This is a genomic window from Oleiphilus sp. HI0132 (assembly GCF_001635845.1).
In genome coordinates, this window is the sequence record NZ_LWGJ01001594.1 from 1 (window position 1) to 1,126 (window position 1,126).

The window sequence follows — 1,126 nt, forward strand, 5'->3', positions numbered from 1 at the left end:
AACTTGATGCTGCGGTGATAACGACATTTTCACCCGGTTTGAGGCCTCCCGCTTCAATCAAGCCTCCCCAGGCAGTGAAGTAGGCCATCCAGATTGCGCCACAGTGTTCATCGGGTACCGAGTCAGGGCTCGGTATGAGCGATGCTTCGTTATAGGCTCCATATTCTGCCAGTGTGCCTTGTGAATGAACATCAAAGCTCATTGGGCATAGGGCCACTTTGTCACCTAGCTTAAAGTTACTTTTACCGTCAGCTGGTAATGCGTCAACAATCCCGGCGGCTTCGAAGCCTAACCTGCTTCCTGGGTTTGGCTTGATAAAGTAGCGGTTTTGACAGAATAGAAGGTCGCCTCGATTCAAACCAATGGAGCGTATTCTTACTCCTACCTGGCCTGGTAACGGGGCTGGTTGATCTTGTTCTATCAGTTCAAGGCTATCCAGGTTTGGTGGAGAGCTTATGCTTAGGGCTTTCATAGTTTGGCTGTTCACGCTAGAAGGGTCGTTAATTTGGTGCAATATTGAAGCTGATGTTGCTCAAAAAAGCTATAGGTTTTTAAAAGACATAAGCAGCTGAAATCACACCTGTAAGAAATAATTCACTAAACTAACACGCCGCCTTAAGAATGTTTGTTCAAACTGGGTTTACAGTAAAAGAATCTTAAGGGGAGTAGCAAGATGCTTGAAGCCGTTTATCAATCGAAGAAAATTTCCAAGGAGCAGCTTTCCGGGCAGATGCTTGGCGTATCAAACCTGATACTGGGAATGAGTGTTGCCATGCCGCGTCTACTTCTTAGCTGGCTAAGTGAATGCGCTGAACAAGAGCGAGTTGCGCCGTTTAATTTGTATTACATGCACGGCTCAGAACATCTACGTAATACGCTTCTTAAACCGTCTTTGTCGGGGAGGATCTCGCCCAGGCCATTATTCTTAAGCGCCTCAGACCGACAAGCGCTGGCTGAGTCAAAAGATGAAGCATGGATGCAGTTTGTACCGACTAATTTTCATCAGGTTGGACGTTTGCTGACTGCCCATATATCACCGGATTGTTTTATGGTGGCAGTCTCAAGTATGGATAAACACGGTTATTTTAGTCTGGGGACTAATGCCGACTATGGCGCGAGTGTCATT

The 1,126-nt window shown here is 46.5% G+C and carries 2 protein-coding genes; one reads left to right on the forward strand and one right to left on the reverse strand.

Going from position 1 to position 1,126, the window contains the following annotated elements; translation table 11 throughout:
* The coding region (locus A3766_RS24685; protein WP_156509109.1) for an alcohol dehydrogenase catalytic domain-containing protein at positions 1-472 on the reverse strand (472 nt) is incomplete at its 3' end.
* A gap of 201 nt (positions 473-673) precedes the next feature.
* On the opposite strand from A3766_RS24685, the gene A3766_RS24690 reads away from it, so the two are divergent.
* A partial coding sequence (locus A3766_RS24690) for a hypothetical protein (protein WP_231882984.1) occupies positions 674-1,126 on the forward strand: 453 nt, incomplete at its 3' end.